This is a genomic window from Caulobacter sp. GW821-FHT09A05 (assembly GCF_059418465.1).
In genome coordinates this window covers 378,527-403,692 of the sequence record NZ_JBWKPX010000001.1, presented here as the reverse complement: position 1 = coordinate 403,692, position 25,166 = coordinate 378,527, and the positions used below count along the sequence as shown (strand labels likewise).

General features: G+C 69.1%; 25 protein-coding genes. 15 read left to right on the top strand and 10 right to left on the bottom strand.

What is annotated here, in order from left to right:
- Positions 1 to 94: 94 nt before the first annotated feature.
- Complete coding sequence (trmFO, locus tag AC07NX_RS01840; RefSeq protein ID WP_494638590.1) at positions 95 to 1,510, bottom strand: methylenetetrahydrofolate--tRNA-(uracil(54)-C(5))-methyltransferase (FADH(2)-oxidizing) TrmFO; 1,416 nt, start codon at positions 1,508 to 1,510, stop codon at positions 95 to 97.
- A gap of 80 nt (positions 1,511 to 1,590) precedes the next feature.
- On the opposite strand from trmFO, the gene AC07NX_RS01835 reads away from it, so the two are divergent.
- The 3 genes from AC07NX_RS01835 to AC07NX_RS01825 all read left to right on the top strand — a co-directional run bounded on the left by AC07NX_RS01835 (position 1,591) and on the right by AC07NX_RS01825 (position 4,355).
- A complete protein-coding gene (locus AC07NX_RS01835; RefSeq protein WP_494638588.1) occupies positions 1,591 to 2,544 on the top strand; it encodes a hypothetical protein in 954 nt (317 codons plus the stop codon).
- A 150-nt stretch (positions 2,545 to 2,694) separates the two neighbouring features.
- Positions 2,695 to 3,489 (top strand): hypothetical protein, encoded by a 795-nt coding sequence (locus AC07NX_RS01830; protein ID WP_494638586.1) that lies wholly within the window; start codon positions 2,695 to 2,697, stop codon positions 3,487 to 3,489.
- The gene (locus AC07NX_RS01825; protein ID WP_494638585.1) at positions 3,486 to 4,355 is read left to right on the top strand and encodes a hypothetical protein; all 870 of its coding nucleotides are present in this window, start codon (positions 3,486 to 3,488) and stop codon (positions 4,353 to 4,355) included. The genes AC07NX_RS01830 and AC07NX_RS01825 overlap by 4 nt, the downstream gene beginning before the upstream one ends.
- On the opposite strand, the gene AC07NX_RS01820 is transcribed toward AC07NX_RS01825, so the two are convergent.
- Positions 4,352 to 4,966, bottom strand: coding sequence for a glutathione S-transferase family protein (locus tag AC07NX_RS01820; RefSeq protein WP_494638583.1), 615 nt, complete (start codon positions 4,964 to 4,966; stop codon positions 4,352 to 4,354). The genes AC07NX_RS01825 and AC07NX_RS01820 overlap by 4 nt on opposite strands.
- Positions 4,967 to 5,111: 145 nt before the next feature.
- Between AC07NX_RS01820 and AC07NX_RS01815 the strand changes: the two genes are divergently transcribed.
- The 3 genes from AC07NX_RS01815 to AC07NX_RS01805 all read left to right on the top strand — a co-directional run bounded on the left by AC07NX_RS01815 (position 5,112) and on the right by AC07NX_RS01805 (position 7,909).
- Positions 5,112 to 6,032, top strand: coding sequence for a hypothetical protein (locus AC07NX_RS01815; RefSeq protein ID WP_494638581.1), 921 nt, complete (start codon positions 5,112 to 5,114; stop codon positions 6,030 to 6,032).
- A gap of 10 nt (positions 6,033 to 6,042) precedes the next feature.
- A complete protein-coding gene (locus AC07NX_RS01810; protein WP_494638579.1) occupies positions 6,043 to 6,888 on the top strand; it encodes a hypothetical protein in 846 nt (281 codons plus the stop codon).
- Positions 6,889 to 6,970: 82 nt separating this feature from the next.
- Complete coding sequence (locus AC07NX_RS01805) at positions 6,971 to 7,909, top strand: hypothetical protein (RefSeq protein ID WP_494638577.1); 939 nt, start codon at positions 6,971 to 6,973, stop codon at positions 7,907 to 7,909.
- A gap of 43 nt (positions 7,910 to 7,952) precedes the next feature.
- On the opposite strand, the gene uvrA is transcribed toward AC07NX_RS01805, so the two are convergent.
- Positions 7,953 to 10,862, bottom strand: coding sequence for an excinuclease ABC subunit UvrA (uvrA, locus tag AC07NX_RS01800; RefSeq protein WP_494638575.1), 2,910 nt, complete (start codon positions 10,860 to 10,862; stop codon positions 7,953 to 7,955).
- Between the two features lie 346 nt (positions 10,863 to 11,208).
- Between uvrA and AC07NX_RS01795 the strand changes: the two genes are divergently transcribed.
- Positions 11,209 to 11,379, top strand: coding sequence for a hypothetical protein (locus AC07NX_RS01795; RefSeq protein WP_494638573.1), 171 nt, complete (start codon positions 11,209 to 11,211; stop codon positions 11,377 to 11,379).
- Here the strand turns inward: AC07NX_RS01795 and AC07NX_RS01790 are convergent.
- Positions 11,376 to 11,846 carry a DUF1203 domain-containing protein gene (locus AC07NX_RS01790; protein WP_494638571.1) on the bottom strand — a complete coding sequence of 157 codons (471 nt, stop codon included), beginning with the start codon at positions 11,844 to 11,846 and terminating at the stop codon, positions 11,376 to 11,378. The two genes, AC07NX_RS01795 and AC07NX_RS01790, sit on opposite strands and share 4 nt — an antisense overlap.
- A gap of 206 nt (positions 11,847 to 12,052) precedes the next feature.
- Here AC07NX_RS01790 and AC07NX_RS01785 point away from each other — a divergent pair, with 206 nt between their 5' ends.
- The 3 genes from AC07NX_RS01785 (at position 12,053) to AC07NX_RS01775 (ending at position 17,013) form a co-directional block, all read left to right on the top strand.
- Entirely contained in the window at positions 12,053 to 13,645 is a 1,593-nt protein-coding gene (locus AC07NX_RS01785) for an ABC-F family ATP-binding cassette domain-containing protein (RefSeq protein WP_494638569.1), read from the top strand.
- Between the two features lie 90 nt (positions 13,646 to 13,735).
- A complete protein-coding gene (locus AC07NX_RS01780) occupies positions 13,736 to 15,910 on the top strand; it encodes a TonB-dependent receptor (RefSeq protein WP_494638567.1) in 2,175 nt (724 codons plus the stop codon).
- A complete protein-coding gene (locus tag AC07NX_RS01775; protein ID WP_494638565.1) occupies positions 15,910 to 17,013 on the top strand; it encodes a PepSY-associated TM helix domain-containing protein in 1,104 nt (367 codons plus the stop codon). The genes AC07NX_RS01780 and AC07NX_RS01775 overlap by 1 nt, the downstream gene beginning before the upstream one ends.
- Positions 17,014 to 17,162: 149 nt before the next feature.
- Here the strand turns inward: AC07NX_RS01775 and AC07NX_RS01770 are convergent, their stop codons facing one another.
- The 3 genes from AC07NX_RS01770 to AC07NX_RS01760 are packed head-to-tail and all read right to left on the bottom strand — an operon-like array spanning position 17,163 to position 19,039.
- Positions 17,163 to 17,609 (bottom strand): hypothetical protein, encoded by a 447-nt coding sequence (locus AC07NX_RS01770; RefSeq protein WP_056759278.1) that lies wholly within the window; start codon positions 17,607 to 17,609, stop codon positions 17,163 to 17,165.
- A 3-nt stretch (positions 17,610 to 17,612) separates the two neighbouring features.
- Entirely contained in the window at positions 17,613 to 17,927 is a 315-nt protein-coding gene (locus AC07NX_RS01765; RefSeq protein WP_494638564.1) for a rod-binding protein, read from the bottom strand.
- The gene (locus tag AC07NX_RS01760; protein WP_494638562.1) at positions 17,927 to 19,039 is read right to left on the bottom strand and encodes a flagellar basal body P-ring protein FlgI; all 1,113 of its coding nucleotides are present in this window, start codon (positions 19,037 to 19,039) and stop codon (positions 17,927 to 17,929) included. Before AC07NX_RS01760 ends, AC07NX_RS01765 begins: the two co-directional genes overlap by 1 nt.
- 232 nt (positions 19,040 to 19,271) lie before the next feature.
- On the opposite strand from AC07NX_RS01760, the gene fliX reads away from it, so the two are divergent.
- On the top strand, positions 19,272 to 19,700 hold the full coding sequence (gene fliX / locus AC07NX_RS01755; protein ID WP_494638561.1) for a flagellar assembly regulator FliX: 429 nt from the start codon (positions 19,272 to 19,274) through the stop codon (positions 19,698 to 19,700).
- Between the two features lie 175 nt (positions 19,701 to 19,875).
- The gene (gene dksA, locus AC07NX_RS01750; RefSeq protein ID WP_012287706.1) at positions 19,876 to 20,304 is read left to right on the top strand and encodes an RNA polymerase-binding protein DksA; all 429 of its coding nucleotides are present in this window, start codon (positions 19,876 to 19,878) and stop codon (positions 20,302 to 20,304) included.
- A 223-nt stretch (positions 20,305 to 20,527) separates the two neighbouring features.
- Here dksA and AC07NX_RS01745 read toward each other — a convergent pair whose 3' ends face one another.
- Positions 20,528 to 21,139: a pyridoxamine 5'-phosphate oxidase family protein gene (locus AC07NX_RS01745; RefSeq protein ID WP_494638558.1), complete on the bottom strand. Its 612-nt coding sequence runs from the start codon at positions 21,137 to 21,139 to the stop codon at positions 20,528 to 20,530.
- Positions 21,140 to 21,190: 51 nt separating this feature from the next.
- Positions 21,191 to 21,544, bottom strand: a complete 354-nt coding sequence (locus AC07NX_RS01740) for a response regulator (RefSeq protein ID WP_035078630.1) — start codon at positions 21,542 to 21,544, stop codon at positions 21,191 to 21,193.
- Positions 21,545 to 21,855: 311 nt separating this feature from the next.
- Between AC07NX_RS01740 and AC07NX_RS01735 the strand changes: the two genes are divergently transcribed.
- From AC07NX_RS01735 to AC07NX_RS01725, 3 genes are all read left to right on the top strand, one after another.
- Positions 21,856 to 22,662, top strand: coding sequence for a crotonase/enoyl-CoA hydratase family protein (locus AC07NX_RS01735; RefSeq protein ID WP_494638555.1), 807 nt, complete (start codon positions 21,856 to 21,858; stop codon positions 22,660 to 22,662).
- The gene (locus AC07NX_RS01730; RefSeq protein WP_494638553.1) at positions 22,662 to 23,315 is read left to right on the top strand and encodes a DUF3052 domain-containing protein; all 654 of its coding nucleotides are present in this window, start codon (positions 22,662 to 22,664) and stop codon (positions 23,313 to 23,315) included. Before AC07NX_RS01735 ends, AC07NX_RS01730 begins: the two co-directional genes overlap by 1 nt.
- Before the next feature lie 90 nt (positions 23,316 to 23,405).
- Positions 23,406 to 23,894, top strand: a complete 489-nt coding sequence (locus tag AC07NX_RS01725; RefSeq protein ID WP_494638552.1) for a hypothetical protein — start codon at positions 23,406 to 23,408, stop codon at positions 23,892 to 23,894.
- Positions 23,895 to 24,085: 191 nt separating this feature from the next.
- Here AC07NX_RS01725 and AC07NX_RS01720 read toward each other — a convergent pair whose 3' ends face one another.
- Positions 24,086 to 24,652, bottom strand: coding sequence for a hypothetical protein (locus AC07NX_RS01720; RefSeq protein WP_494638550.1), 567 nt, complete (start codon positions 24,650 to 24,652; stop codon positions 24,086 to 24,088).
- Positions 24,653 to 25,166: the final 514 nt, after the last annotated feature.

The window sequence follows — 25,166 nt, the reverse complement described above, 5'->3', positions numbered from 1 at the left end:
CCAGAGCCTCCGCCTCACAAAGCAGACACCCTCAGAATCCCGTTCGGATCAAAAATCCATATGCGATTCCCCTGCCCCACAGGGGGAGGGACTTTTACTGGGCCATCCACCCTTCCAGGTCCGCCAGCGCCCGCACGCTCATCAGCCGCTTCTTGGCGCGGCCGCGCTCCTTCAGCGGGATCTTGACGCCGTTCTCGTCGACCTTGGGGGCCTCCAGCGGCGGCAGCAGGCCGTAGTTGATGTTCATCGGCTGGAAGCTGGCCTTGCCCTCGGGGCCGCCTTCCAGGTGGCCGCCGGTCACGTGGTCGACCAGGGCCCCCAGCGCCGTGGTCGGCGGCGGGGCGTCCAGGGGCCGGCCCAGACGCTCGGCGGCGGCGAAGCGGCCGGCCAGCAGGCCGGTGGCGGCGCTTTCGACATAGCCCTCGACCCCGGTCATCTGGCCGGCGAAGCGCAGGCGCGGCGCGACCTTCATCCGCAGGGACCGGTCCAGCAGGCGCGGACTGTTGATGAAGGTGTTGCGGTGCAGCCCGCCCAGTCGCGCGAACTGGGCGTTCTGCAGGCCCGGGATCATCCGGAACACCTCGGCCTGGGCGCCGTGCTTCAGCTTGGTCTGGAAGCCCACCATGTTCCACAGCGTGCCCAGGGCGTTGTCCTGGCGCAGCTGGACGATGGCGTACGACTTGACGGTCGGGTCGCGCGGGTTGGTCAGGCCCACCGGCTTCATCGGACCATGGCGCAGCGTTTCCCGGCCGCGCTCGGCCATCACCTCGATCGGCAGGCAGCCGTCGAAATAGGGCACGTGCTCCCAGTCCTTGAACTCGGCCTTGGGGCCCTCGAGCAGGGCGTCGATGAAGGCCTCGTACTGCGCCTTGTCCATCGGGCAGTTGATGTAGGCCGCCGCGTCGCCGCCCGGGCCTTCCTTGTCGTAGCGCGACTGGCGCCAGGCGATGTCCATGTCGATCGACTCGACGTGGATGATCGGGGCGATGGCGTCGAAGAAGCTGAGCTGGCCCTCGCCGCTGAGCTCCAGGATCGCGTCGGCCAGGGCGGGCGAGGTGAGGGGGCCGGTGGCCACCACCACGCTGTCCCAGTCCTCGGGCGGCAGGCCGGCGACCTCCTCGCGGGCGATGGTGATCAGCGGATGGGCCTCGATGCGGCGGGTGACCTCGGCCGAGAAGCCGTCGCGGTCGACGGCCAGGGCCCCGCCGGCCGGCACCTGGTGCTGGTCGGCGGCCGACAGGATCAGCGAGTCCAGCTTGCGCATCTCGGCGTGCAGCAGGCCCACGGCGTTGAACTGCCAGTCGTCGGAACGGAAGGAGTTGGAGCACACCATCTCGGCCAGGCCGTCGGTCTGGTGGGCGTCGGTGCCGCGCACGGGGCGCATCTCGTGGAGAACGACGGGCACGCCGGCCAGGGCGATCTGCCAGGCGGCCTCGGAGCCCGCCAGGCCGCCGCCGATGACGTGGATGGGGGCGCCGGAAGAGGGAGGGGAAGACGGAGGAGTGCTCATGGGCGCCCTCATACCCCCGCTGGTCAGCCGGCGAAACCTGCGTGTAGGTTGGGGCGAGACTCAGGGTTGCGGGGATGGGCATGGCGAGCTTTTCGGCGACGGGCGCGGCGACGGCCGGGTTTGGAGTGATCGGCCGCGCGCCGCTGGCTGTTCTGGCCTGGGGACTGGTGATCCTGGTGGCGCTGGTCGGGCCGATGGTGGGCCTGATGTGGAGCCTGGAGCCGCAGTTCATCGAGATGATCAAGGCGATGCCCGACCCGGCTTCGTCGCCTTCGGGCGCGGCCGATTCCGCGATGATGGCGCGGATGATGCAGCTGCAGGGCAGCATGATGGGCGTGAACCTGATCAGCTGGGTGGGCGGCACGCTGGTCAAGGCGGTGGTGATCGGGGCGGTGTTCCGCGCCGTGCTCCAGCCCGACCAGAAGCGCTGGGCCTATCTGCGCCTGGGCAAGTCGGAGCTGTGGCTGGGCCTGGTGACCCTGGTCCAGGGCGTGCTGTTCATGATGGCCTATTTCGCGGTGGTGATGGTCGGCCTCATCCTGGGCCTGATCCTCTTCCTGGTCGGTTCGGCGGCGGGGGACGCCGGCAAGCTGGTCGCCGGCCTGCTGATCGCCCTGGTGGTCCTGGCCGGAATCGGCGTCCTGATCTGGGGCGTTCTGCGCCTCTCGATGGCCGGGCCGATGAGCTTCGCCGAGGGCAAGTTCCTGCTGTTCGAATCCTGGGCCTTCACCCGCGGCCAGAGCGGCCGCCTGCTGGGCATGGCCCTGCTGCTGATGCTGATCCTGATCGGGCTGGAACTGGTGCTCTACGCGATCCTGGGCGTGGCGGTCTTCGGGTCGTGGGCGGGAATCAAGGCCATGGTCGAGGCCCTGCAGGGCCAGCCGCCGCAGGCCTGGCTGCACGCCTTCTGGAAGGTCGCGGCGGTCGGGACCGTGGTGCTGTCGTTCCTGGCGGCCTTCGCCATGGCCCTGGTCTGCGCGCCGTGGGCCAAGGCCTATCAGGCGCTGGCGGCGTCCGGCGCGGGCAAGTCCTGAGCCGGCCCGGCGCCCACCACGCGGCGCCAGGGCCACGGATGGTGAAATTCGGCGTGACACCCGTCGCGACTCGTCGCCAAGGCGGGGGCGAACCGCTTATGACTCCTGGGATTCGAGGGGTTCGCGCGGTCGCGGACGAGTGAGGGCTTCATGGCGGAGGGATCGGCGGCGATCGGGCGGACCGTTCGCGCCGGAATGGCGGGGTGGGCGCCGGGTCTGCGGACCTGCTGGGCGGCGCTGGTCGCGGGCGCGGCCCTGGGCCTGCTGCCCCGCGCCCTGCCGCCGGGCCTGGGGTTCCTGGGCCTGGCCCTGGAGCTGGCCGCCACGACCCTGGCCTACGGCGCCCTCTACCGCGCCGCGTTCGACGGCCCCGCCGGCTTCAAGGGCCTGCGCTGGGGGCACGTGGAATGGCGGCTGCTGGCGGTCCAGGTTCTGGTCACCGTCATCATGACCGTCGTCATGGCCGTGCTGGCGGTGCTGGTGGGGGCGGTGGTCGTGGGCGTGGCCAAGAGCAACGCGCCCGGCCTGGACATCACTTCGGTCGACGCCTGGCGCGCCGCCCTCGACGGCCCCGGCGCCCTGGCCGCCAGCCTGCCGCCGCTGCTGTCGATGGCGATCATGGCCTGGTTGTTCCTGCGGCTGTCCCTGGCCCCGGCCGCCACGGTCGACCTGGGCCGGATCCAGGTGCTCAGCGCCTTCGGGCGCACGCGCGGCGTGGTGCTGGTCCTGGCCGCGGCCGGGGCCGTGCTGGCCGCGCCGGCCATCATCCTGGTGGTCCTGATCGGCTATCTGCGGGCGATCGCCGGCTTCGCGGAAGGGACCCTGGTCCCCGAGCTGGTCAGCGTCGCCCTGGTGTTCTTCTACCTCATCCCGGTCTGGACCGCGGCCCTGGTCGAGGTCTATCGGCTGCAGCCCGCCCCGACCCCTGGAACCCTCCGGACATGACCACCTTCTCGCCCGTCCAAGCCGCGCTCGAGGGGGTCCGCATGACCCAGCGCAAGCCGCTGGTCGTGCTGGCCTGGGCCGCCTGCTACTTCGCCATGCTGGTCGTCCTGGGCCTGGTGGTGGCCTTCGCGTTCGGCGGCACGGTGCGGACCGACTTGGCGCTGCTGTCGCGGACCAACGACCTGCGCGAGCTGATCGACATCGTCGCCCGCCGCAAGGGCACGCTGCTGCCGCTGATCGCCTTCGCCGTGGCCCTGCAGTCGGTGATCAGCGTGGCGATCATGCGGGCGGTGGTGCGGCCGGAAGAGCGGCGCCTGGCCTATCTGCGGGTGGGCCGCGAGGAGGCGCGCCAGTTCGTCGTCGCCCTGGTCGGCTGGGTGGTGGCCCTGGTCGTCACCGCCCTGCCCAGCGCCGTGCTGGTGCTGATCGGCGCGGGCCTGATCAGCCTGGGCGCGGTCGAGACCAACCGCTGGGTCGAGGTGCTGGGCGCCATCGCCGTGGCCGGCCTGTCGATCTGGTTCGGCATCCGCCTGTCGCTGCTGTCGATCACCACCTTCGCCGAGGGCAGGCTGTCGCTGCGGCGGACCTGGGCCCTGACCGACCACCATTTCTGGCGTCTGCTGGGCATGTACGCCCTGGCCTTCGTGATCACCTTCCTGGTCAGCGTGGTCCAGACCGTGGTGGCGGGCCTGATCCTCAGCCTGTCGGGCGGGGCGACCAACCTGGTGATGCTGGCCCTCAGCGGCCTGTCCAACCTGCTGCTGGCCCCATTCTTCTTCACGGTGCAGATGGTGATCCTGACCGCCGCGCCCGCGCGAGCCTATTACGACCTGCACGAAAGCGAGCTGGCGCCGGCGGCGGTCTAGGCGCTGGCGCTCGGCCGCGCCGACGCCCTTTCCCGCCAGGCCTTCAGCCGTTCGGCTTCCACCGGGACGTCCAGGCCGATGAAGCCGGCGAAGTCGATGGTCGTCAGGGCGACGATGTCGGCCATGCCGTAGGTGTCGCCGGCGATCCATTCGCGGCCGTCGGCCAGCTCGCGGTCCAGCCAGCCCATGGCCTTGGCGGCGATCGGCCGATTGGACTCGCCGAACTCGCGGTGCTGGACCAGCAGCGAGGCGGTCAGCGGATGGGCGTGGCGCCAGTACAGGCCGACCGGGATCATCAGCTGGAACTCGATGCGGCGGATCCACATGTCGGCGCGCGCCTGGGTCAGGGCGCAGGTCCCGAACAGCGGCGGCGCCGGGTGCAGGGCCTCCAGATAGCGGCAGATGGCGACGCTCTCGCTGATCGTCTGGCCGTCGTCCAGTTCCAGGACCGGCACCTGGCCCAGGCTGTTGCGGGCCCTGTGCTCGGGCGACTTGTGGCCGCCCTGGCGCAGACCGATGCGGATCTCGGGCAGGTCCAGCCCCTTCTCGGCCGCGAAAATACGCACCCGGCGCGGATTGGGCGCGGGATTGGCCTCACCGTACAGCTTCACGACATCCTCCTGGCGCGACCTGTCCCGGCCGCTTCAAACGAACGTTAGAATCGGCCGGGGCGTTTGGACAGCGGAAACGCCCGGCGGGGCTGTCGCGCGGCCGCGAACCTTGTTAGGCGTGGTCGAGATGAAACGGGGCATGGCGATGGATCAGTTTTCGGCCACGGACGCGGCGCTGGCCGGCTTTCGGGCGGCGCGCGAGAAACCCAGGGCGGTGGCCGTCTGGGCCGGCATCATGGCGATCCTGTCGTTCGTCGTCGCGATCGTCGCGATCTCGACCTTCGGCGACAAGCTGACCGCCCTGACCACGGCCGTGGAGGGCGATCCCGACCCGCAGACCACCCTGGCGGCGATGAGCGGCCTGTGGCCCCTGTTCGTGGGCTCGATGCTCTATGTCCTGATCACCAATTCGGTCCTGCTGGCCGCCGTCAACCGCCTGATCCTGCGGCCGCAGGACGGCGCGGGGGCCTATCTGCGCCTGGGCGCCGACGAGCTGCGCCAGGCCGCGGTCCAGGTGCTGCTCTACCTGGTGCTGTTCGGCGCCTATTTCGTCGGAGTGGTCGTCGTGGCGCTGCTGGGCGCGATCGGCGGGGCGATCGCCGGCGCGGGGCTGGGCGTGCTGCTGGGCCTGCTGGCGGGCGTCGCCCTGCTGGCCTGCCTGATCCTGCTGTCGGTGCGCCTGTCGTTCGTCAGCACCCTGGCGTTCGACACCCGCCGGATCGACCTTCGGGCCTCGTGGGACATGACCAAGGGCCGGTTCTGGCAGCTGTTCGGGACCTATATGATCGCCACCGTCCTGGCGGTGGTGGTCTATCTGCTGCTGTTCGTGATGATCGCCGCCGTGGGCGCGATCGCCGGCGTCGCCACGGGCGGCGGCCTGGCGGCGGCCGGCGACGCCCTGCGTGGCGAGGCCACCACCCTGGCCGAGCTGTTCTCGGTGTCCGGCGTCATCCGCGCGCTGCTGTCGGGCCTGATGTCGGTGCTGGTCTCGCTGATCGTCTTCGCCCCGGCCCCGACCATCTACGCCCAGCTGAAGGGCCGCGACGTTTCGGACGCGTTCGTCTAGGGGCGGCGCCATGAGGGACTTCGTGTTCGGCCCAGCCGTCGTGGCGGGCGTGGACCTGCTGCGACGTCGTCCGTTGGCCACGTCGGTCGTGGCGCTGCTCGGCGCGGTGGCCACCTTCGCGGGTCGGGTGACCACCGTGGTGGCCAACCATTTCATGATCCCGGCCTTCACGCAGCCGGACTCGGTGTCGGTGATCAACGCGACGACCACCGCGGTCAATCTGGTGGTGTCCCTGCTGGTGATTTCGGTCATGGCGGCCGCCGTCTCACGCGGCGGTCGGATCCGGATTGGCGGCGACGAACTGCGGTTGTTCGTCCTGTCCCTGGTCGCCTTCGTACCGTTGTTCATCGTCCTCGTGGTGATCGGTGTTGCGGGCGCGATCACCTCGATCGGTCGCTTGGAAGGCGCCTGGGAGGACGGGATCATGTTCACCGCCCTTGGGCTCGGTGTGGTTCTAGCCCTTGCCCTGACCAGCCGCCTGTCGCTGGCCGGGCCCATGACTGTTCGGGACGGGCGGATGCGGTTCATGGGCTCATGGCAGCTGACGCGGCAACGGCCATGGAAGATCTTCGGCGTCTTCCTCGTCGGCCTGCTGATGGCCGCAGTGGTCGCCGGCCTGGGCGGCTATCTGCTGACCATGGCGATCAACGCGCTGAAGCTGGACGTCTCCATGACGTATGACCCCTCCCTGGCCGTCGCGCTGAAGGCGGTGGTCAGGCCGGCCGTGCTGGCGCACGCCCTCTTGCAGGGCCTGCTGATGGGTTTGGCCGTGGTGATCCAGATTGCGCCGGCCGCCTATATCCACCGACAGCTGGTCGGCGATCCGGTCGCCGACCAGGCGGCTGTGTTCGACTAGTCGCCCGCCCGACGTCCTGACGGGACCTTGCCATCCGACGCGCGCAACGCAAGGATGCAGACCAGGTTTCAAGGGGGCTGCAATGCAATTCAAGGCGACGGAAGCCGCGTTCGAGGGCTTCCGCCTGATCCGGCGCGAGCCCAGGACGATCGCGATCTGGGCGGTCTTCAGCCTGGTCGCCGGCGTGGCGCTGATGGCGGCGATGATCGCGGCCGGGTTCGGTCGCTTCATGGGGGCGTCGGCCCAGGGGACGATGACGTCCGAGGCGCTGACGGGCTTCCTGGCCGGCGAGGCCATTGCGATCGGCGGGGCGATCCTGATCGCCGCGATCATGGGCGCGGGCGTCTACCGGGCGATCCTGCGGCCGGCGGAGTCGCCGCTGACCCGGCTGCGGCTGGGCGGCGACGAATTGCGGCTGATCCTGCTGTCGCTGATCATGGGTGTGGTGTTCACCGGCCTGACCATCGCGCTGGTCATCCCGGTGGTCCTGCTGGGCGCGGCGATCGGGGTCGCTGGCTTTGCGGGCCAGACCGGGGGCGAGCCCAACGCCGGCGCGATGGTCGGCATCGTCCTGGTGGTGCTGCTCGGCTACCTGCTGGTGTTCGCCGGCCTGGTGTTCTTCGCGGTCCGGCTGTCGCTGGCCGGCGTGATGACCTTCGCCGAACGCCGCCTGCGGGTGTTCGAGTCCTGGCGGCTGACCCGGGGGCGCTTCTGGCGGCTGCTGGGCTGCTACGGCCTGGCCGTGGTGCTGATGCTGCCGATCTACATGGTGATGATGACGGCGTACGTCGCCATCACCTTCGCCTTCTCCGGTGGCGACGTCGGCCGGGCGATGAGCGAGATCGCCCGGCCTGAAATGACATCCCTGGCCGCCTATTTCAGCCCGGCCCGCATCGTCTACTTCGTGCTGGGCGGCGCGATGAGCGGCGTGCTGAACGCGGTGATCTACGCCCCCGCGGCGGCCGTCTATCGCCAGATCGCCGACACCCGCCCGGAAAACCAGGCCGAGGTGTTCAGTTGATCGGGCTTCGGACGGGACGATCCGTCGTCCCGTCCGAGCCGCCTCAGGCCCGCTTGGCCGCCTTCAGCGCCGCCACGCGCTCCAGCCGCCGCTCCTCGTGGCGGGCCAGGACGTCCTTCAGATAGCGGCCGGTCCAGCTGGCCTCGGCCTTGGCCACCTCCTGGGGCGAGCCCACGGCGACGATCTCGCCGCCGCCGTCGCCGCCCTCCGGACCGAAGTCCAGCAGCCAGTCGGCGGTCTTCACCACGTCCAGGTTATGCTCGATGACGACCACGGTGTTGCCCTGGTCGACCAGCTCGTGCAGCACCTCCAGCAGCTTCTTGGTGTCCTCGAAATGCAGGCCCGTCGTCGGCTCGTCGAGGATGTACAGCGTGCGGCCGGTGGCCCGCTTGCTGAGCTCCTTGGAGAGTTTTACCCGTTGCGCTTCACCACCAGACAGGGTCGTGGCCTGCTGGCCGACCTTGATGTAGCTGAGGCCCACGCGCTTGAGGGTCTCCATCTTGTCGCGGATCGGCGGCACGGCCTTGAAGAAGTCGGCGGCCTCTTCCACCGTCATGTCCAGCACGTCGGCGATGGTCTTGCCCTTGAACAGGATGTCCAGGGTCTCGCGATTGTAGCGCTGGCCCTTGCAGACGTCGCAGGTGACGTAGACGTCGGGCAGGAAGTGCATCTCGATCTTGATCAGGCCGTCGCCCTGGCAGGCCTCGCAGCGGCCGCCCTTGACGTTGAAGCTGAAGCGGCCGGGGCCGTAGCCGCGCGCCTTGCTCTCCGGCAGCTGGGCGAACCAGTCGCGGATCGGCCCGAAGGCGCCGGTATAGGTGGCCGGGTTCGAGCGCGGGGTGCGGCCGATCGGCGACTGGTCGATGTCGATGACCTTGTCGAAGTTCTCCAGCCCCTCGATCCGCTCGTGCGCGGCCGGGGCGTCGCTGGCGTTGTTCAGGCGGCGGGCGGCGGCTTTGTACAGGGTCTCGATCGTGAAGGTCGACTTGCCGCCGCCCGACACGCCGGTGATGCAGGTGAAGGTCCCCACCGGGATCTCGCCGGTGACATCCTTGAGGTTGTTGCCCTTGGCGCCGACGACCCGCAGCATCTTCTTCTTGCTGATCGGGCGGCGTTGTTCAGGCACCTCGATCTCGCGCACGCCGGTCAGGTACTGGCCGGTGATGCTGTTGGGATTGGCCATGATGTCGGCCGGCTTGCCCTCGGCGACGATCTCGCCGCCGTGCACGCCCGCCGCCGGACCCATGTCGATCACATAGTCGGCGGTGAGGATGGCCTCCTCGTCATGCTCGACCACCAGCACGGAATTGCCGAGGTCGCGCAGGCCCTGCAGCGACTGCAGCAGGCGGGTGTTGTCGCGCTGGTGCAGGCCGATCGACGGCTCGTCCAGCACGTAGAGCACGCCGGTCAGGCCGCTGCCGATCTGGCTGGCCAGGCGGATGCGCTGGCTTTCGCCGCCCGATAGGGTGCCCGAGCCGCGCGATAGGTTCAGATAGTCCAGGCCGACGTCGACCAGGAACCGCAGGCGGTCGTTGATCTCCTTCAGGATCCGCCGGGCGATCTCCATCTGCTTGTCGCTCAGGTGGCCTTCGAGCGCGGTGAACCAGTCGCGGGCCGGACGGATGGCCAGGTTCGAGACCGCGGCGATGTCCTGGCCATGGATCTTGACCGCCAGGGCTTCCGGCTTCAGGCGCTTGCCGTGGCAGACCTCGCACGGCGTGTCGGACTGGTAGCGGCCCAGCTCCTCGCGGACCCACGAGGAGTCCGTCTCGCGCCAGCGGCGCTCCAGGTTCGGCAGCACGCCCTCGAACGGCTTGGCCACCTCGTATTTGCGAGCGTTGTCGTCGTAGACGAACTTGATCTTCTCGCCCTTGGAGCCCTGCAGCACCACCTGGCGGGCGCTCTCGGGCAGCTTGTGCCAGGGCTCGTCCATCGAGAAGCCGTAGTGGCGGGCCAGGGCCTGCAGGGTCTGGGTGTAGAGCGGCGAAGGCCCCTTGGCCCACGGCGCGACGGCGCCCTTGTGAAGCGAACGGTCCTTGTCGGGGATCACCAGGTCGGCGTCGAAGGCCAGCTTGGCCCCCAGGCCGTCACAGGCCGGGCAGGCGCCCGCCGGGTTGTTGAACGAGAACAGTCGCGGCTCGATCTCGGCGATCGTGAAGCCGCTGACCGGGCAGGCGAAGCGTTCGGAGAACAGCAGCCGGCGCGGCTCCTTCTCGCCCTCCTCGACATTGGCCCACTCGGCCACGGCCAGGCCGTCGGCCAGGCGCAGGGCCTGCTCGATCGAGTCGGCCAGGCGCTGCTCCATGCCCGGCTTGGTGACGATGCGGTCCACCACCACGTCGATGTCGTGCTTGAACTTCTTGTCGAGGACCGGGGCGTCCTCGATCGGATAGAATTCGCCGTCGATCTTCAGCCGCTGGAAGCCGGCCTTCTGCCACTCGGCGATCTCCTTGCGGTATTCGCCCTTGCGGTCGCGGACGACGGGGGCCAGCAGGTAGAGGCGCGTGCCTTCCGGCAGGGCGGTGATCTTGTCGACCATCTGGCTGATGGTCTGGCTCTCGATCGGCAGGCCGGTGGCCGGCGAATAGGGCACGCCGACCCGCGCCCACAGCAGGCGCATGTAGTCGTGGATCTCGGTGACCGTGCCCACCGTCGAGCGCGGGTTGCGCGAGGTGGTCTTCTGCTCGATCGAGATGGCCGGGGACAGGCCCTCGATCAGGTCGACGTCCGGCTTGCTCATCAGCTCCAGGAACTGGCGGGCGTAGGCCGACAGGCTCTCGACGTAGCGGCGCTGGCCCTCGGCGTAGATGGTGTCGAACGCCAGCGAACTCTTGCCCGAGCCCGACAGGCCGGTCAGCACCACGAGCTCGCCCCGGGGGATGTCGACGCTGACGTCCTTGAGATTGTGCTCCCGCGCGCCGCGCACGCGGATGAAGTTCAGTTGTTCAGCCATGTTTTCCGGAACGCGTAGGGCCGTGGGAGGAGCCACGGCGAGACGGCTATATGTAGGGCTCAGACCGGCGATTAACACAAGAACAAGGTGCGAACAAATGTCGCGATGGCGGCAGGTGGCGGCGGACTGCTGACATCAGGTGTCAGCAGGGGCTACGGCCGACGCCGCCGCCAGGATCGGCCAGTGTCGCGAACCTGGACCGGCGTCGCCGTGGGCGGGGCTCGGCCGTAGCGCGGACGACGGCGTTCACCAACAATAAACCGCCTTTGGAAGCGCAACCTTCAGCACCTCTGGCGTCTATGGCGGAGGGGGTGCGCGTCGGGCGCGCCGGGCGAGGACGACGGGCGTGGCCAAGGCGGCGGCGAAGAATAATGCGAAGGCGCCCGCCAAGGGCAAGGCGGGCAAGGCCGCCCGCCAGCGCTCGGAGATCGACGACGTCATCACCCTGGTGGTCTGCGTCGCCTGCACGATCTGGGCCTTCAAGATCATCGTCGACCTGGGCGTGCTGAGCTTCTAGCCGGCGCGGTCGATCCGCGCGGCGTAGCAGCCGGGCTTGGCGTAGTGGGCGTGCAGATAGGCCACGCCCGGATCGGCCAGCATCCGCTCGATCACTGGCGCGGCCGCCTCGCCCTCGACCACGTCGGCGTCGCGCAGCATGCCCGCCGCGTCGAAGCCGCGCAGCGACAGCAGGCGGCGGCGCAGGGCCGGGGGCAGGGCGCCGGTGGTCGAGGTCGGCGCTTGCGCGGCCTCGCGCACATAGATGGCGTGGCGCGAGCGGAACGGGGTGTCTGCGGCCTGGTGCTCGTGGTTCAGCAGGATCAGGGTCTCGCCCGGCGCGGCGTCGTCCAGGGTGACGCGGCAGGGAAAGGCGAACGGGGCGTCGGCGACGACGCGAAGCACGCCCCGCTCGGCGAGGGTCGCGTCGTCGAGGGCGAACAGCGGCGCGAACGGCTCGATCGGCAGGCTGGAAACGGTGAAGGACATGGGGATCTCCTGGTCTGGAGGCCCGTTGTGACGCCGCTGCGGGGAGGTCGACACCCGATCCTTGCGGTTGCGTCGAAACTTGCCGAACGCTGGTCGTTCGCCTAGAACGACTGTGCCCGAAACCCCGGGCCAACCGATGGAGGCAGCCATGGACATTGCGATGGACGACCGTTTCGCCCTTCCCGCAAACCTGATCGTGGTTTCCCATGCCCGCCTTCATCACCCTGGATTCCGTTCGCGCCGACACGCCTGACGGCCGCGTTCTCTTCGACAACCTGAACCTGACGATCGGGGCCGAGCGCATCGGCCTGGTCGGCCGCAACGGCGTGGGCAAGTCCACGCTGCTGTCGCTGATCGCCGGGACCGCCGCGCCCGCTTCCGGAACGGTCAGCCGCGCCGGCGTGGTCGGGGTCTTGCCCCAGCTGCATGCGCCGCCGCCGGGCGCGCGCCTGGCCGACCTGCTGGGCGTCGGCCCCGCCTGGGACCGGCTGTGCCGCATCGAGGCGGAGGAGGGGACCCCGGAAACCCTCGAAGAGGACCTCATCGAGGCCGACTGGACCCTTCCGGGCCGCGTCGCCGCCGCCCTGGGCGAGGTCGGGCTGTCGCGCTGGGACGCCTCCTGCCCCGCCGCCAGCCTCAGCGGCGGCCAGATGACCCGGGCGGCCCTGGCCGGCCTGCTGGTCGCCGCCCCCGACATGATCCTGCTGGACGAGCCGACCAACAATCTCGACGCCGCCGGCCGCAGCCTGCTGGCCGACGTGCTGCGGCGCTGGAAGGGCGGGGCGGTGGTGGTCAGCCACGACCGGGCCCTGCTGCGCGGCATGGACGGCATCGTCGAGCTGTCCGGCCTGGGCGCGACCCGCTACGGCGGCGGCTACGACCTCTATGCCGAGCGCAAGGCCCAGGCCGTGGCCGCCGCCGAGCACGACCTGGAGGCGGCCGAACGCCAGGTGCGCCAGGCGGCCCGCGAGGCCCAGGTCGCCCGCGAGCGCAAGGCGCGCCGCGACGCCGCCGGCCGACGGTTCGCCGCCAGGGGCAGCGAGCCGAAGATCCTGCTGGGCGCCCAGGCCGAGCGGGCCGAGAACACCGGCGCGCGAGAGGACCGGCTGGCCGATCGCGCCGCCCAGGACGCGGCCCTGGCGCGCGAGGCTGCCGAGGCCCGGGTCGAGCGCCTGCGCCGCCTGGCCTTCGACCTGCCGTCCTGCGGCCTGCCGGCGGGACGGATCGTGCTGGAGTTCGATGGCGTGGGCTTCGCCTATCCGGACGGCCCACCGGTGCTGGCGGACCTGAGCTTCCGCCTGGTCGGGCCCGAGCGCGTGGCCCTGGTCGGCGGCAATGGGGCGGGCAAGTCGACCCTGATCCGGCTGGCGACCGGCGGCCTGGAACCCACGGCGGGCGCGGTCACGCGCGGCGTCCGGGCGGCCCTGCTGGACCAGCGGGCGGCGGTGCTGGACCAGACCCAGACCATCCTGGAGAACTTCCGCCGCCTGAACCCGGCCGCCGGCGCCAACGAGGCCCACGCCGCCCTGGCCCGGTTCCTGTTCCGCAACGTCGCCGCCCATCAGCCGGTCGCCACGCTGAGCGGCGGCGAGCGCCTGCGCGCGGCCCTGGCCTGCGTGCTGATGGCGGCCGACCCGCCCCAGCTGCTGGTCCTGGACGAGCCGACCAACCACCTGGACCTCGACTCCATCGAGGCGGTGGAAGGCGCCCTGGCCGGCTATGACGGCGCCCTGCTGATCGCCAGCCACGACGAGGACTTCCTCGACGCGGTGGGGGTGGAACGGCGGATCGCGCTGTAGCCGCTCACGTATGTGTCATGGTTTGTTGCTAATCACTCTCAACAGCAGCTATACGGCGCCATCTTCTGATTTGCCGGGGCGTCGATCATCATGCGGACCATCTCAGCCAACGGCCGTCGCGCCTCCGCCCTGGCCGGGCTCAGCCTGCTGGCCCTGGCCGCCGCGACCGCCGCTCGCGCCGAGGACAGCGCGGCCGCCACCGACGTCGACCAGCTGGTGGTCACCGCCGCCCGCACCATCCTGCCGGCCAGCGCCCTGCCGCTGACCGTCGACGTGATCGACTCCGAGGCCCTGACGCAGCAGGTCAGCATCGGCGGCTCGATCGTCGACGCGGTCTCGACCCTGTCGCCGTCGTTCTCGCCCACCCGCCAGAAGCTGTCGGGCGCCGGCGAGACCCTGCGCGGCCGCTCGCCGCTGTACGCCATCAACGGCATCCCGCAGTCGACCCCGATCCGCGACGGTTCGCGCGACGGCTACACGATCGACCCGTTCTTCATCGACCGGGTCGAGGTGATCTACGGCTCCAACGCCCTGCAGGGCGTCGGCGCCACGGGCGGCGTGGTCAACCAGGTCACCGTCGGTCCGCCGCGCTCGGACGGCGTCAGCGGCAAGGTCCTGACCCAGGTCACGGCCGGCCACGACCTGGGCGACAGCGTCGGCGGCAAGGTCGCCGGCCTCGTCGCCTGGCGCGGCGGCCCGTTCGACGCCACGGCCGGCGTCGCCTACGACGTGCGCGGCGCCTATTACGACGGCGACGGCCGGCGCCTGGGGATGGACAACACCCAGGGCGACGTCCAGGACTCCAAGGCCCTGTCGTTCTTCACCCGCCTGGGCTGGCAGCTGGGCGACAACACGCGGCTGGACGTGGTGGCCAACCGCTTCGAGCTGAAGGGCGACGGCGACTACGTCACCACCACGATCAGCAAGACCAATCCCGTCCCGGCGACCAACGGCAATCGGCTGACCCACCTGCCGACCACCAGCTTCCGCGGCGTCCAGCCCGGCGAGCCGGCCGCCAACCGGGTCGAGACGGTCTCGGCCTCCCTGACCAACAGCGACCTTCTGGGCGGCAACCTGATCGCCCAGCTGTTCTTCAACCGCTCGCGCGACACCTTCGGCGGCGACGTCAATCCCACGTTCCAGGACGCCAGCATCGCGCCGGACGGCACGCTGTTCGACCAGTCGTCGAATCGCTCGCGCAAGCTGGGTGCGCGGGTCAGCTACGAGCGGGCGATCCCGGGGATCAAGGGCCTGACCGGCACGCTCGGCCTGGACGCCATCAACGACCGCACCGAGCAACTGTTGATCGAGACCGGCCGCGCCTGGGTGCCGCCGACCAAGTTCCAGAGCGTCGCGCCGTTCGTGCAGGGCAATCTGTCGCTGTTCGACGACAAAGTGCACCTGGCCGGCGGGGTGCGCTTCGAGAACGTCGAGCTGAAGGTCGATGACTTCACCACCCTGGCCTTCTACGGCTCGCAAAAGGTCGGCGGCGGAAATCCCGACTTCAAGGCGACCCTGGCCAACGGCGGGGTCGTGGTCGAGCCGGTCCGGGGCCTGCGCCTCTATGGCAGCTACGCCGAGGGCTACACCGTCCCGGACGTCGGCCGGATCCTGCGGGGCATCAACGAGCCCGGCAAGGACGTCGACACCTATGTGAACATCGCGCCGATCGTGTCGAACAACCGCGAAGTCGGCGCCGAACTAAAGCGCGGGCCGTTCGATGCGAGCCTCAGCTACTTCTGGTCGGCCTCGAAGCTGGGCCAACTGCTGGTCCGGAACGCCGGCGCGGTGTTCGACGTCCAGCGCCAGCGGATCGAGATCGAGGGCCTGGAGGCCAACCTCAAGGCCCGTACGCCCGTGCCGGGCCTGGTCGTCTCGGCCGGCTACGCCCACCTGAAGGGCAGGACCGACACCAACAAGGACAACCGGGTCGACACCGACCTGGACGGCGCCAACATCTCGCCCGACCGCCTGAACCTGGCCGCCGACTACCAGGGCGACAAATGGGGCCTGCGCCTGCAGATCCAGTCCTACATCAAACGCGACATGCAGGACGCCCTCGTGAAGGACGACTTCACCGGCTACACCCTGGCCGACGCCTTCGTGCGCTACAAATTGCCGATGGGCGCGCTGTCGCTGGGGGTGCAGAACCTCTTCGACAGCCAGTACATCTCGTACCATTCCGACACCACGGCGCCGGCGATCGACCGCTATTTCGCCGGGCGCGGGCGGACCGCGACCCTGGGCTGGGAAGCGCGCTTCTGATGAAGGTCGTCCGGCAGATCCATCGCTGGACCGGCGGGCTGATCGGCCTGCTGCTGGCCCTGCTGGGCCTGACGGGAACCCTGCTGCTGCACGAGGACGCCTTCCTGCGCGCCACCGTGCCCCACGCCGCCGACGTCCAGCGCCAGGACGCCGCCACCCTGGGCGCGGCCGCGACGCGGATCTTCGGCGCCCAGGACCGCCCGCGCTCCATCGTGCTGGCGACCCAGCGGCTGGGCCTGCACAAGCTGGCCTATAAGGGCGAGCAGGGGGCCTATGCCGACCAGGACGGCGCGATCGTCCAGAGCTGGACCTCCAACTGGGCTCGGCCGGAGGTCTGGCTGTTCGACTTCCATCACCACCTGTTCAACGGCGACGCGGGCGAGGTCGTCGGCGGGATCGCCGGCCTGGCGGGGCTGGGCTTCGTCGCCACCGGCCTGTGGCTGTGGTGGCCGACCCGGCGGATGTTCCACGTCCGGCCCTGGCCGCGGATGATGAAGCGGGCGGCCATCGTCCACCATCACCGCGACCTGGGCGCGCTGGTGGCGCCGCTGCTGATCCTGTCCCTGACCACCGGGGCGGCGATGAACCTGAAATGGTTCTCCGACGCGATCCGCGCGCCGTTCTCCTCCGCCGCCACGATGAAGGCCGCCTCGGTGCCGCCGAAGATCAAGGGCGGCAAGCTGGCCAGGGACCTGGACTGGACGGCGGTGATCGCCCAGGCCCAGGCCCGCTATCCCGGCGCCGAGATCCGCACGATCGGCCTGCCGGCCAAGCCGGGCGGACTGATCAGCGTTCGGATGCGCCAGCAGGCCGAGTGGCTGCCCAACGGCCGCACCATGGCCTGGTTCGACCCGGCCACCGGCAGGATGGTCGCCGACCGCGACGCCCAGGCCCTGCCGCTGGGCTCGCGGATCGCCAACCTCGACTATCCGCTGCACGCCGCCAAGGTCGGCGGACTGCCCTACCGGCTGGTGATGACGGTGTCGGGCGTCGCCCTGACCCTGCTGGGCACGCTGGCGGTGGTGACGTTCTGGGGCAACCCGACGGGAAGCCTGAAGCGACGGAAGCGGGCGGTGAAGGCGGCGGCGCCAGCCGAGGCCTGACGCCCCCTCCGTCGGCTTCGCCGACACCTCCCCCGTTTCACGGGGGAGGAGAGACCGCGCCGACCTGCTCCTCACCCGCAACGCGGGGGAGGTGGCGCGATGCGGATACGCGTCGCGACGGAGGGGGCGTCCCTCCGCCTCGCCAAATCCTACGCCCGCTGGTTCAGCGTGATCGCGGTGCCGTTCTGCCGGTAGGCCGCGCCCTGGGCCCCAGGGCCGTACCCTGACGCGGTGGGGCGCTGTTCGGCGACTTCCGCGGCGATGGCGCGGACCAGGCCCTCGGTGACGGTCTTGGCGGCGGCCACCGCGCGGCCCTGGCGGGCCAGAACGGCGTCGAAGGCCTCGGTGGCGCGCACCAGGCGCTGGCGGCGCTGGAGCGCGGCCCCCGACACCAGGGCGACATTGCCGCGCACCCGGGTCGACTCGTGGCGATAGAGGTTGGCCAGCTTGGCCACCTCGTCGACATACTGCGCCGCCTCATGCGGACGGCGGGCCTCGAAGGCGGCCGACTGCCGGGCGATCAGGTCCGTCAGGCGCTCGGTCAGGATGATCAGCTGTTCGACGCGGTCGTCGCAATCGAGGGCGGTGAGGGCCATGGGCTACTCCTTCAGACCTTGCATCTTCAGCATTTCCTTCTGGACGGCGGCGGCCACGCCGATCCCGCCGGCCTTGGAGACCTGCTTGGCCATCTCCTCGGCCAGAAGGGACTTGAACATCTCCTCGCCGGTCCCGCCGCCGCCGATCTCCGGCGTCTTCATGCCGGCCGTCATCGACTGCATCATCACCGACAGGAACGAGGCCTCGAACTTCTGGGCCGTCTCGCGGATCTTGCCGCGCTTGAGCAGCTCGGCGGTCGAGGCGGCGGTCGGGCCGACGGTGTCGACGGCGGGGGCGGCGAGGGTGGAGACGCTCATCACATCACCTCGATGTCGGCTTGCAGGGCGCCCGAGGCCTTGATGGCCTGCAGGATCGAGATCATGTCGCGCGGGGTCACGCCCAGGGCGTTGAGGCCGCCGACCAGGCTCTTGAGCGAGGCGCCGCCGCCCAGGGTCAGCAGCTTGCGGCCCTTCTCCTCCTCGACGCTGACGGTCGATTGCGGGACGATGGCGGTGCGGCCCTGGCTGAACGGGGCCGGCTGGCTGACGGCCGGGCTCTCCTGGACCGAGATGGTCAGGTTGCCCTGGGCGATCGCCACCTGGCTGATGCGGACGTCGTCACCCATGACGATCACGCCGGCCACCTCGTCGATGATCACCTTGGCGGGGGCGTCGGGCTCGACCTCCAGGTTCTCGATGGCGGTCACGAAGCTGATCATGTCCATGCCGGCCGGCGGGCGGACCGCGACGATGGTCGGGTTCTGGGCCTGGGCGCAGTTGGCGAAGCGCTGGTTGATGGCGTCGGCGATGCGGCGCGAGGTGGTGAAGTCCGGGTTGCGCAGGGTCATGCGCAGCACGTCCATGCTCACCATCTGGAAGCCGGTCTCCTTCTCGATGATGCCGCCGGCGGCGATCCGGCCCGCGGTCGGCACGCCCTTGGTGACCGACGAGCCCGAGGCCCCGCCGGCCGAGACCGAACCGGTCTGCACCGAGCCCTGGGCCACCGCGTAGGTCTGGCCGTCGGCGCCCTGCAGCGAGGTGACCAGCAGGGTGCCGCCCAGCAGGCTCTTGGCGTCGCCCAGGGTCGAGACCGTGACGTCCATGCGCGCGCCCGTCGCGGCGAAGGCCGGCAGGTTGGCGGTGACCATGACGGCGGCGGTGTTCTTGGTGTTGAGGTTGCCGTCGCGGACGTTGACGCCCTGGCGCTCGAGCATGGCCTCCAGGCTCTGCTTGGTCATCGGGGCGTTGCGCAGGCTGTCGCCCGAACCGTTCAGGCCCACGACGATTCCGTAGCCGACCAGCTGGTTGTCGCGCACGCCCTCGAAGGCGACGATGTCCTTGATCCGCGACTTGGCGTCGGCGGGAGAGGCCACCAGGGCGACGGCGGCGAGGGCGAGGCCCAGAACGGAGGCAAAGAATGAACGAGACATGGCGATCCTGCGGCGGGGTGGCATCCCCGCGCTGCCCCATGCCAGATCCGGGCCAACCGTTCGTGGATGAAAAGTTCAATGAAATCAGTCACGGCGCGGCGATTTTCTGCCTGCGACATTCCGCTTCGGCAGATTCTGCCCGGCATTAACCATACCGCAAGCGCCGGCCCGCAAGATGTGGTTAACGGGGAGGGATGAATCCCTCGGATCGTCGTCGGAGCAGCGTTTCGTCATGAAGGTTTCCAGCACGGGAGGCGCGGGTGCGGTTGGCGCGTCACGGGCCAGACCGACGGGCGGCGGATCGGGCTTTTCCCTGCCTTCGGTCGGGGGCGCCAGCGCGGCGAGCGGCGTGGCCCAGGCGGGCGGCGTGGCCGGGGTCGGCTCGCTGGACGCCCTGCTGGCCCTGCAGGCCGACCTGGACCCGATGGAGCGCAAGCGCCGCGCGGTCAAGCGGGCCGGCGGCCTGCTGGACCTGCTGGACGCCCTGAAACTGGCCACCCTGGACGGCGAGGTCTCGACCGGCACGCTGTCGCGGCTGAAGAGCGCCGTCCGCGAGCATCGCGAGACCACCGACGATCCCAAGCTTGAGGCGATCCTCAACGAGATCGAGACCCGCGCGGCCGTCGAGGCGGCCAAGCTCGAGCAGGCGCGGCGGGGCTGAGATCACGAATGAGGCCCCCCGTTGAAGAACATTGTTCACCGACTATCCCCAGGATCGGGACATCCGTGCACGGTGCTGAACACGCCGCTCACGCGAGGTTCATTGAACCGGGCTATCGTTTTGGTATAAGCACCCCGCCTGACCTGGGCGGAGTTCATCGGGGCGTGAGGCGTTAATGCAAACGGCCACTGTTCTTAAGGTACCAGACTCGTACCGTCCTTCGGACGACGAGCCTTTCATGAACGAGCGTCAGCTTGAGTATTTCAAGCAGAAGCTCCTGGCATGGAAAGAGGAGATCCTTCGCGAATCTCGTGAAACGGTCTCCCATCTGCAAGCTGAAACTGAAAACCATGCCGACCTCGCCGATCGTGCGTCGTCGGAAACTGACCGGGCGTTGGAACTTCGCACCCGGGACCGTCAGAGAAAGCTCATCTCCAAGATCGACCAGGCGTTGCGCCGGGTCGAGGACGGTTCCTATGGCTACTGTGAAGAGACCGGCGAGCCGATCGGTTTGGCGAGACTGGACGCGCGGCCCACCGCGACGCTCAGCCTGGAAGCCCAGGAACGCCATGAACGCCGGGAACGGGTTCACCGCGACGACTGAGGGTCTTACCGACCTTCGACTTCGATGTGTTTCAAGCGGCCTCGCCCCACCCGGGCGAGGCCGCTTTCGTTTCTTCCTTCTCCCCTTGCGGGAGAAGGTGTCAGCGAAGCTGACGGATGAGGGGGCGAAGGCGAGGGCGACCGCGAACGGCGGCGGAAAGGTCTGAGAGACCCCTCCGACCTCCTTCGGAGGCCACCTTCTCCCGCAAGGGGAGAAGGAAACTCTACCACAGCGTCGCCGCCGCCCGTTCCGGCCAGGCCTTGTCGTAGGCCTCCCCGCCCTCGGCGTCCTGGCTCATCGCCGCCAGCATGGCGCCGGGCGTCGGCAGGGATCGGGAATCGACCTGAGCCTCCGCCGTCCACAGGCCCGACCGCACGATGGCCCGGGCGCACTGGAAATAGGCCTCGACCACGGTGACCACCAGGCAGGTGCGCGGCGCCTTGCCGTCGACCGCGAAGCTCGCCAGCAGACCGGGATCGGCGCTGATCACGGCGCGGCCGTTGACCCGGAAGGTCGTGCCCGAGCCGGGGATCAGGAACATCAGCGCCACGCGCGGGTCGCGGACCACGTTGCGCAGGCTGTCGATGCGGTTGTTGCCGCGCCGGTCGGGCAGGATCAGCGTCCGCTCGTCCTGGACGCGGACGAAGCCGGGCTGGTCGCCGCGCGGGCTGCAGTCCAGGCCCTCGGGGCCGACGGTGGCCAGGGCCAGGAACGGCGAGGCCTCGATCAGGGCGCGATAGTGCGGGGTGATGCGGTCGGCGACCTTGACGGTCGAGGCCGGGGCCGGGGCGGGCGTGTATAGCGCCTCGAGGGCTTCGAGCGTGTCGACGATCATGGGCGGCTCCCCCTGCGGACCGCCAGCATAGCCGCCGGCAGACGGGGGCGCCTAGGCGGCGCTCTGGACCATGGCGCAGGCCTCGGCCAGGCGGTGGGGCGAGATCGGCTTGTCGACCACGGCGCGGGTGCGCGCGCCCAGCTGGTCGGCGTTGCCGGTCACATAGACCACGGGGATCGGCCCCAGCCGGGCCAGGATCGCGGTGACGGCTTCCACGCCCGTGCCGCCGACGATGCGGTAATCGGCCGTGATCAGGTCAGGCGGACGCCGCAAGGCGCAGTCCAGCGCCTCCTGCGGGCTTTCCGCGATATCGAAGCTGTCGAATCCCTGCTCGCCAAGCAGGGCCTCGACCTCCATCGCGATGAGGATTTCATCCTCGATGATCAAAGCATGTCTGTGGGACATGAGCACTGCACGCCACCGCTTTTCAAAATCGTCCCTGGTTTTAGTAGAAACCTATGATTCTCTTCTGCGCTAACGGTTTTTATGGCTCAGCTTGTCTAAAATGTCGCAGGCTTGCTGTTGCGTCTTGTTCTCAGCGCGAAAGATCTTCCAGGTGTTGTGTGTGATCACAAAAAGAAGCGCAGAGTCTTGTCCGTTCTGAACCAAGTCAGGGATTAACCTTAGTTTGTAGAACGTCGTCCGATGGACGTTGGTCTCTTGCCTCTCCCTGCGGGATTTGCGCTATGCAGGGCCAAACACCCGGAGCCGCCCGCATGTCGCAAGACCCCCTGATCCTGACCGAGAAGCGCGGCCACGTCGCCATCCTCACCCTCAACCGGCCGGACGCCCTGAACGCCCTGGGCGCGCCCGGCGACGGCGACCAGGTCGCGGCGGCCTGCGAGGCGATCAACGACGACCAGGACATCCGCTGCGTGATCCTGACCGGCGCGGGCCGGGCCTTCTCGGCCGGCGGCGACGTCAAGGCGATGAAGGCGCGGGAAGGGGCGTTCGGCGGCAACGGCGTCAAGGTCCGCGACGGCTATCGCAAGAACATCCACCGCATCGTGCGGGCCATCTACGGCCTGGAGGTCCCGTCGATCGCGGCGGTCAACGGCGCGGCCATCGGCCTGGGCTGCGACGTGGCCTGCATGACCGACATCCGCATCGCCGCCGACACGGCGAAGTTCGGGGTGACCTTCCTGAAGCTGGGCCTGATCCCCGGCGACGGCGGGGCCTGGCTGATGCCGCGCACCATCGGCATGAGCCGCGCCGCCGAGCTGCTGTTCACCGGCGACGTGATCGACGCCGCCAAGGCGCAGGACTGGGGCCTGGTCAGCAAGGCCGTGCCGGCCGACACCCTGATGGACGAGGCCCTGGCCCTGGCGACCCGCATCGCCCAGCAGCCGCCCCACGCCCTGCGCATGGCCAAGAGCCTGCTCAAGCACGGCCAGACCGCCAGCTACGACACGCTGATGGAAATGAGCGCGGCGGCCCAGGCCATCGCCCACCACACCGACGACCACATGGAGGGCGTCGACGCCATCCTGGAGAAGCGCCAACCCAACTTCCGGGGGTCGTGATGGGCAAGGAGGCCAAGGGCGTCTGGGGGCAGCTCTCCGACGGCGAGAGCGACGGCAAGCTCCTGTGGGAGCCGCCCAAGCTGATCTTCCGCGGCGCCGTGCGCGGCATCTTCCAGGGCCACGCCCTGCGCGACCTGCGGGTCGAGGGCGACGACCTGGTGCTGACCGACGGCACGCGCTTCACGCTGGAGCCGGGCCAGGCGGCCAAGTGGCTGCACGCCATCCAGAACCCGCCCGGACGCCTGGACAAGCTGGGCGTCAAGGCCGGCCAGACCGTGGTGGTCGAGGGGATCGACGACGCCGAGTTCCTGGACGAGCTGTCGACCCGGGTCGAACCCGTCGAGGCCTGGGAGGACATCGACCTGCTGTTCCTGGGCGTCGAGGACCTGGCCGACTTCGACCGGCTCGAGGACCTAGTCGGCGGGCTAGGTCCCAAGGGCGCCCTCTGGATCGTCGCCCAGAAGGGCAAGGGCGCGCCGCTGAAGGACGTCGAGATCCTGGCCGCCGCCCGCGAGCAGGGCCTGGTCGACACCAAGGTCTGCGCCTTCTCCAAGACCCACACCGCGCTGCGCTTCGTGCGGCGCAAGGGCGGGGCGGCGGTGAAGGCCGCGCCGGTGGAGGAGGACGACGCGGGGTTCGACGAGGAGGGCTAGCGTCGGAACGGCCGGCTGGCGGCTTTCGACCCACGGCGAACATTCCCCATCGCAGCAATCTACGTTGAAATCTGAGTATTGGAGGCGTCGATGGATCTTGCCGATGAGCACTGGGCCGTCCTTCAAGGAGGCTATCGACGGCCCTATGACGTCAGGCCCGCGCTTCAACGGTTCACTGCGGGAGACATGGCTGTGTGGGAGGAGTTCTGGCAGGAGTTGCACCACCAGGGCGACGTTGGCGAAGCCTCCTACGCCGCAATCATCGAGATCGTGCGTGCCTATGCGACGCATGTCCGGCCAGATTGGAATGTCTTCGCGCTAGCGGCCACGGTCGAGGAGGCGCGGCATGGCGCCGGCAATCCTGCGCTGCCCGCCTGGCTGGCCGACGACTACGAGTCCGCGTGGAGGCAATTAGAGGTCCGTGCTTTGGCTGATTTTCCAGTAGCCAGTAACGACGAGTCGGTAAGCAGCATCCTGGCTGTGCTAGCCCTCGCTAAGGGGAAGCGGACGCTTGCTCGGATGGCCCTGCTCACCGAGGACGAACGCGAAGAGATGCTCGGCGAAGCTGGGTGGGGCTGAGCCACGACGCCCGATAACCACCGAGGCTGTGTGAGAACGCTTTTCGGACCATCAAGCGCCTTTGGCCGTGCCATCAAATGGCTGATCTGGCGCTCTGTCGCGCATAACGGCCGATCGGGACGCGAAAGCTGTCCTCCGCGAGAGGGCTCAGCCCTGTGTTTCCACACAGCCTCCACCCAATGCGGACTTTGTCACGCCGCCCACGTCTCCATTTCGTGGAGTGCTTGGAGTCCGGGATAGTCGCGTTTCTGAGGGTATCGCTGACGGTGATAGGCATCCCAATAGCTGGTTGCCCTCGCACGGAGCCTCTGCACGGTCTGCCGGTTCTCGCGGACGAAGTTTGCATAGACCGATTGATCCAGAACGGGGAGCGCGTCTCGGATGTCTTCGACGATCTCGATTACATATTCACCGAGCAACATGAGGACAAATGGCGCGACCCACGGGTTTTGGTGGTCGATTACCGACCGGACGGCGTGCTGACGTAGGTGGCCATCTGTTGCACGGGTAACGAGGCAGCGGGATGCCGGGTTGAGCTGGTCAAGCGCCTCGCTACCTGCGGACAGGCCGACGAAATGTAGTCGGCGAGGAATGGCGATCATCTGTCCCATAACATCGATGGCCTCAGATCGCTGCCGATAGGTATCGTCGACGAAAGGCGATAGCTCCGACGCAGCTTCATCCGCCAAAGAGGCTATGCCGAATGGAAACGCTTGAGATGCGGCCTTCTTGAACGGCCTAGGGGAAAGAGTATCCATAGCGCGGTTTATGTGGGCGGAAGCGAATGTCTGCAAACCGCCCCTTCTCCGACGTCCGAAACGTCCGCTTGGCGCAAGTCTCCATCCGCCTCGGATGGGTCACGCCTTAAAGCCTTGGTGGACGCCAGAGCAGGCTCGCCATCAAGGTTTCAAGGCGAGGCCTCGCCGCGGGCGAATGGCGGAAGGGGGCAAAGGCCTTTCCCTTTTTAGAACCGTCATTCCCGCCCTTGTGGCGGGAACCCCTTTGTCCGTCGCAGGTGCAGCGGTGTGGCGCGCCGGCGCGCCAAGGCGTCTCACCGTCGGCTGAACCAGGGGTTCCCGCCACAAGGGCGGGAATGACGGCGGGATTGGGGATGGGCGTGGCTGGATCCCCGTCGGCTCCGAGAAAAACTCCAACTCTTTCAACGCCCTGAGAATTCTTCAGCGTCACCGGTCCTCGGCGCCGAAACCGCCCGTATCCTTGACTCACCTCGTCGCGGGGAAGGGCGCATGGCCAGCGACCGATGCGGCGGCG